This is a genomic window from Streptomyces sp. NPDC058691 (assembly GCF_042714775.1).
In the GTDB taxonomy this organism is placed as follows: Bacteria; Actinomycetota; Actinomycetes; order Streptomycetales; family Streptomycetaceae; genus Actinacidiphila.
In genome coordinates this window covers 1-6,304 of the sequence record NZ_JBHXSO010000130.1, presented here as the reverse complement: position 1 = coordinate 6,304, position 6,304 = coordinate 1, and the positions used below count along the sequence as shown (strand labels likewise).

The 6,304-nt window shown below is 68.7% G+C and carries 2 protein-coding genes and 2 pseudogenes; 1 reads left to right on the top strand and 3 read right to left on the bottom strand.

The window, feature by feature from the left end:
• The 3 genes and pseudogenes from ACFWVC_RS38445 to ACFWVC_RS38435 all read right to left on the bottom strand — a co-directional run.
• A pseudogene (locus tag ACFWVC_RS38445) lies at window positions 1–174 on the bottom strand (transposase); the annotation flags it as partial.
• Window positions 165–1,379, bottom strand: coding sequence for an IS110 family transposase (locus ACFWVC_RS38440; RefSeq protein ID WP_384299410.1), 1,215 nt, complete (start codon window positions 1,377–1,379; stop codon window positions 165–167). The gene ACFWVC_RS38440 and the pseudogene ACFWVC_RS38445, both read right to left, overlap by 10 nt.
• A 218-nt stretch (window positions 1,380–1,597) precedes the next feature.
• Window positions 1,598–2,098, bottom strand: a pseudogene (locus tag ACFWVC_RS38435) (transposase); the annotation flags it as partial.
• Window positions 2,099–2,966: 868 nt separating this feature from the next.
• Between ACFWVC_RS38435 and ACFWVC_RS38430 the strand changes: the two are divergent.
• Window positions 2,967–6,272 (top strand): GH92 family glycosyl hydrolase, encoded by a 3,306-nt coding sequence (locus ACFWVC_RS38430; protein ID WP_384299403.1) that lies wholly within the window; start codon window positions 2,967–2,969, stop codon window positions 6,270–6,272.
• Window positions 6,273–6,304: the final 32 nt, after the last annotated feature.

Here is a 6,304-nt window from a genome sequence, read left to right as displayed (position 1 = left end):
GACCGCAAGTGCGACGTAGATCGGGCGGTTGGCGACCTGCCCGTCGCGGACCTTCACGTGCACGCAGTCGATGAAGATCACCGGGTAGACCGGGTAGACCGGGTCCAGCGGCCGGTTCTGCCATTCGGCCATGCCCTCCATGACCTTGATGCTCCTATCGTTGGTCAAGCGGCTGCGAGCCAGCTGCGATAGGCGTCGGCGAAGGTGTCGTCGCGGCGGAGCCCCCGTTCGATGTTGGAGATGACGGCGGGCCAGACTCCGAAGTGGTTCGCCGCGGCGGTGAGCGTGATGTTCTTGGCCTGGCGAGTGGGCCTGAGATCCGCGATCTTGGGAACCTCGACTGCGGTGGTCAGGAGACGGAAAACCTCCCGGGCGATGGCGCGTTTGAGCAGCCGGATGATCTCCTTCTTCGTCCGGCCGGCCTTGGTTTGACGCTCCACGTAGTCACGAGTGCGCGGGTCACGGCGCATGCGGACGAGTGCGATGCGGTAGAGGGCCCCGTTCGCCGCGCGGTCACCGCCGCGCGAGAGCCGGTGACGGTTGGTCTTGCCGCTGGAGGCCGGAACCGGGGCGACACCGCATAGGGCGGCGAAGGATGCTTCGGTTCGTAGGCGGGCGGGGTTGTCGCCGGCGGTGATCAGCAGTTGCGTCGCAGTGTCGGGTCCGACGCCGTAGGCGGCGCGCAGGCCGGGGTTGAGCTGCGCGACCAGGGCGTCCAACTCTGCGGTCAGAGCGGCGTGTTCAGCGGTCAGATTCTGGACGCGTCGCGCGAGCGTGCGCAGGGCGGTCAGGATAGGGATATGGACGGGGTCGTTGCCGACCCGGAGCCGGACGAGGGCGTCGATGCGCTTGTCGCCCCGCAGCACTTCGTACTTCGTGCGGATGCTGTCGGGCGCGGTGATCAGGATGTGTCCGATCTGGTTCAACGCTGCTGTACGGGCCTTGACGGCGGATCGTGCCACGTTGTGCAGAGCCCGGATCCCGGCGACGGCATCGCCCTTGGGGGCACTGGTGGCCCGGCCGGACACTACCGCACGAGCCGCGGCATAGGCGTCGATCGGATCGGACTTGCCGATCCTGCGGCGCTCGGCCTTGTCCGGCCGGTTGACCTCGACCACGGTCAGACCGGCCTCGTGGGCCGCATGCGTGAACCCCGACCCGTAGGACGACGTGCCCTCCACGCCGACTGCGGCAACGGTGCCGTGAGCAGCCAGGAAGGCAAGAGCAGCCGTGTATCCGGCGGTCGTTGTGGGGAACTCGGCATCGGCGATCTGCCCACCGCGGTCGGTTACCACGGCGACGTGGACGGTGTCGGCGTGAGAGTCCACGCCACCGATCACCACGTGTTCGACGACTGCCGCGGTGTTCGTTCCTGTCATGCTGGAGATGCCTTCCTGATCGGAGGTGGCTCCAGCCGGGTGGGGCAGACAGGACAGCGATGGGGCCTCTGGCCAGGCTCCTATGAGGTCATGATCCACCCGGCCGGGGCCTCGGGAACGGGCCCCGGCAACCGGACAGACCAAGGCGAAGACAGTCCAGCAGGACGTCAGTCAGTGATCGAGCCACGACCACCGGGGACCCGGGTATCACTATCGCTGTCGGTGATCGTGGAAATGGTCTGCTTGGACACGCTCGCGCCGTAGACCTCTGCGAGATGGGCGGAGATGTCGCCGTGCGTCAGCCCGCGCGCGGACAGCGACAGGACCATCTCGTCGACGCCGGTCAGCCGGCGCTGGCGTTTCTTGACGATCTGCGGTTCGAAGCTGCCGTCGCGGTCGCGCGGGACCGCGATCTCGACCGGGCCGACGTCGGTCAGCACGGTCTTGGCACGCATCCCGTTGCGGGAGTTCCCGCTGCCGGCACCGGCCGGGTCGTGCTTGTCGTATCCGAGGTGATCAGTGATCTCGCCTTCCAGAGCGGACTCCAGCACCCGCTTGGTCAGCCGCTGCAGAAGCCCGCCCTCACCGGTCAACTGCAGTCCGCTCGCGCGGGCTCGATCGACCAACTGCCCGATCAACTGCTCGTCCAGCACGTCCGCCGACAGCTCGACCGGCCGGACCTCTTCAACCGCCTCAACAGAGGCAGTCACGTCGCTCATCGGGTGTTCTTCCTTGATCGGGAGTTACACCGTTCTTTTCACAGTCCCCGTCCAGGCCGTCTCGTTTGAACGCTGCTGCCGCATCGGTGTCGCCGTTTATTTCGCGCAACCAGCTTAGGCGGCTGATAGCTTCCGAGTTTCCTCCTTCGGCGGCGCGGCGGTAGGCGTCCTCGGCCCTGGTGTAGTCGCCGGTCTCTTCGCGTACGCGGCCCAGTTCCGTTACCAGCTCGGCCAGTTCCAGGCTCGGTTCGCTTTCGTTGAAGACATCCAGGGCGACCTCGCACAGGGTCAGCGCGCCTTCTAGATCACCTTCATCGATGCGCTGGCGGACGTGGCTTCGAAAGAGGCAGGAACCGTTCTCCGTCCTGGACGCCGTATGCGTTCCGGTCAGCCGGGCCGGCTATCGCGGCCTACTCCGCTTCGCTTGGGGCGATATGGGCGTCGAAGGCGCCGGCAGCCTGGGCGCCCCACTGACCTCCGGGCTGGCTGCCGACGGCATTTCGCGGGCACCTTCTACGAACCCCCGCAGTCTCGGCCTCGCGTCCGAGGGACGTTCCCGAAAACCAGCAAAACCCTCCGAATGAACCCCGCCACGGTTGACGAAACAGATAGGGGCACCCCCCCATGATCGGTGCGCGTGCGGCGCTGGGTGCATCTCGCCGCAGGCGCACTCTTGACACCTGGCGATCAACCGGAGGACCATCCTGTCCGCACCCTGACAACGTTGTCCAGCGAGGCGTTGTCGGAACCGGATGAAGGGCAGACAACGTTGTCAGACACATCATCAGGTCGTTCTCGCGCGGGGCGGTTCCGGCCGACACCGTACTCCTCACGGTGCCGGACCCCCGGCGGCGCGGCGGTCGCCCTCGTGGCGGCACTCGGTACCGTCCTCTCCCTCGCCGCCGCCGTCCCCGCTACGGCCGCGACGGCGACCTCGGCCCGGGGCGAGGTGCGGGACACCGTGGCGTACGTCGACCCGCTGATCGGCTCGACCAACGCGGGCAACACCTACCCCGGCGCCGTTCAGCCCTTCGGCATGCTCGCCTGGAGTCCGCAGAACACCCGGGGCCAGATCCCGACCCCCGCTCCCGGCGGGTACGAGTACGGCGCGACGAAGATCCGCGGTTTCAGCCTCACCCACCTCAACGGCGTCGGCTGCTACGGGGCCAACGGCGACATCCCCGTGATGCCGTACGTCGGCGACGTCGACACCTCCCCCTCCGCCGACGCCACCGACGCCAAGTACGCAAGCTCGTTCTCCCACGCGGACGAGACCGCGGAGGCGGGCTACTACAAGGTGGGTCTGGGCAGTGGCGCGTCCGCGGAGCTGACCACGACCCCCCGCACCGGCTCGGGACGCTTCGGCTTCCCCGCCGACAAGCCCGCGAGCATGCTGTTCCGTACCTCCAACTCCGAGACGGGCAGCGGCGACGCGACCGTGCGGGTGGACAAGGCGGCGCGGACCGTGACCGGCTCGGTCACCGCCGGCAACTTCTGCGGCCCGATGAACGCGAACAACACCCACGACCTCTACACCCTCTACTTCACCGCACACTTCGACCAGCCGTTCGCGAAGGTCGGCACCTGGACCGACACCACTTTGAACCCGGGATCGACCTCGGCCTCCGGTGGCACCGGTTACGGCACGAACGGCATCCAGCCGGCCGGCAAGGGCTCGGGCGCGTACGTGACGTTCGCCCAGGGCGCGACGCAGGTCCAGGCGAAGGTGGCGATCTCCTACGTCAGCGCGGCCAACGCGGAAGCCAACCTCAAGGCCGAGAACCCGCCCCGCAAGACGTTCGCTTCGGTGCGGAAGCAGGCGGAGTCGGCGTGGCGGCACGAGCTGGACAAAGTGAAGGTGAGCGGCGGCTCCGACGCCCAACGCACCACCTTCTACACCGCGTTGTACCACTCGATGCTGGAACCGACACTGACCAGCGACGTCGACGGGCGCTACCTCGGCGCGGACCTCAAGCCGCACCGGCTGGCGAAGGGCCAGAAGGCGCAGTACGGCACCTTCTCGGGCTGGGACCAGTACCGCGCACAGGTGCAGTTGATGACCCTGCTCAACCCGAGGGCGGGCAGCGACTACGCTCAGTCCCTCTTCAACTACGCGAGCCAGCGCGACGGCGAGTGGGACCGCTGGCTGTTGGAGAACGGCAAGACCAGTGTGATGTCCGGCGATCCGTCGGCCGCCGCGCTCGCCGGGATCAACGCCTTCGGAGGACGCGACTTCGACGTCAAGGGCGCGCTGCGCTCCCTGATCACCGCGGCGACCGTGCCGACGGCGAACGACTCGGACAGCGCGGGCTGCAACGTGGAGTGTGTCGGGCAGCGCCCGGCGCTCGACAAGTACCTGAAGCTCGGTTACGTACCAGCGGACGGCTGCCACTGCTGGGGCGGCGCGGCTGAGACACTGGAGGACGCGGCGGCCGACCACGGGCTGTCGGAACTGGCCGGCGCCATCGGCGACCGCGCCAACCAGAAGAAGTTCCTGGAGCGTTCGGGCGCCTGGAGGTACGTCTTCGACGCGAACGCGACCCCGCAGGGCGGCTACATGCGGGACAGGAAGGCGGACGGGACCTGGGTCGGCGGTTCGTTCTCGCCGAGCACCGAGAGCGGCTTCGTCGAGGGCACCAGCGCCCGGTACACCTGGATGGTCTACTCGGACGTGGCGGGCCTCGCCCGCGCGATGGGCGGCAACGAGACCGCGGTGAAGCGGCTGGACGCGTTCTTCCGTACACCGGACGGCGCTTTCGACTTCTCGGCGCAGGACTCCACGCGCTTCGACCCCACCAACGAGCCCGACATCAACGCCCCTTACCTGTACGACTACTTGGGGGCGCCCTGGAAGACCCAGGAAACCGTACGCGCGGAGCTGGACCAGCTGTGGACCGACCAGCCCGGCGGCATTCCCGGTAACGACGACGCGGGCACGATGTCGTCCTGGTACGTCTTCTCCGCGCTCGGCATGTACCCGCAAGTACCCAGCCGGGCTGACCTGGTGCTCTCCGCGCCGCTGTTCCCGCGCGCGGTGATCCGTACCGGACACGGCAAGAAGATCACGGTCAACGCGCCGGGCGCCTCGGCTGAGAACCTGTACATACGGGGTCTGCGGACCGACGGCAAGAAGTCCGACAAGCCGTGGGTGCCGGCCTCCTTCGTCACGCACGGCGGCACCCTGGACTACACCCTGGGCAGCACGCCGGACAAGTCCTGGGGCAGTGCCCCGGCCGACGCCCCGCCGTCCTTCCGCGAGGGCGGGGTGCCGTTCTTCACCGGGACCGCGCCCAGCACGGTGAAGGTCGAGCCGGGAAGCACGGGGACCGCTTCCCAGGTCAAGGTGCAGACGATCGAGGACGCGGCCACCACCGTGCACTGGAAGGCGACACCGCCGAAGGGCGTCACCGTGACGCCGTCGGAGGGTGACCTCAAGGTGCCCGGCGGGGGTTCGGGCAGTGAGAAGTTCACCGTCACGGCCGCGGCCGACACCCGGCCCGGCTTCTACACGGTGCCGGTGACACTGACCTCGGCGTCCGGCGCGGCCGTGCCCAGCACGTCGCTCGCGGTGACCGTCGCCGCGCGGGACAGTGTCATGTGGAACCTCAACAGCACCGGTATCTCGGCTGACGACAGCAACCCGCAGGCCAACTTCGACGGCCAGGGCTGGAGCTACTCGGCAAAGGCCCTCGCGGCAGCGGGCGCGAAGCCCGGTGGCACGGTCTCCGCGGGTGGCTTCGACTTCACGTGGCCCGCGGTGAACCCGGGCGACCCGGACAACATCGAGGTGGTGGGCGGTGGCGCACCGCAGGTCCTCGACCTCTCGGCCGGCTCCCCGGACGCGACGAAGCTGAGCCTGCTGGGCAGCGCCATCAATGGCACTACGACGGGCACGGTGACGCTCACGTACACCGACGGCACGACCCAGGAGGCCCCGATCGGGTTCAGTGACTGGACGCTGGGCGGCGGCACCCAACAGCCGTCCTTCGGCAACGTCGTGGCGCTCCACACGCCGTACCGCGACGTGTCGGGCGGCGGGGTGGACCAGGTGGGCACGGACGTCTTCGCCACGGCGCCGATCGCCTTGCAGGCGGGCAAGCGGCTGGCGAGCGTGACCCTGCCGGGCGCGACCGACGGCGGCGTCATCCACGTGTTCGCGGTGGCCACGGCCTGATCCCGCGACGGGGGGCGGGGTGGGGACGGCCG

What these genes read in the sequence shown, in the direction of transcription:
- ACFWVC_RS38440 (WP_384299410.1), bottom strand. Translation starts at nt 1,379, where the DNA reads ATGACAGGAACGAACACCGCGGCAGTCGTCGAACACGTGGTGATCGGT.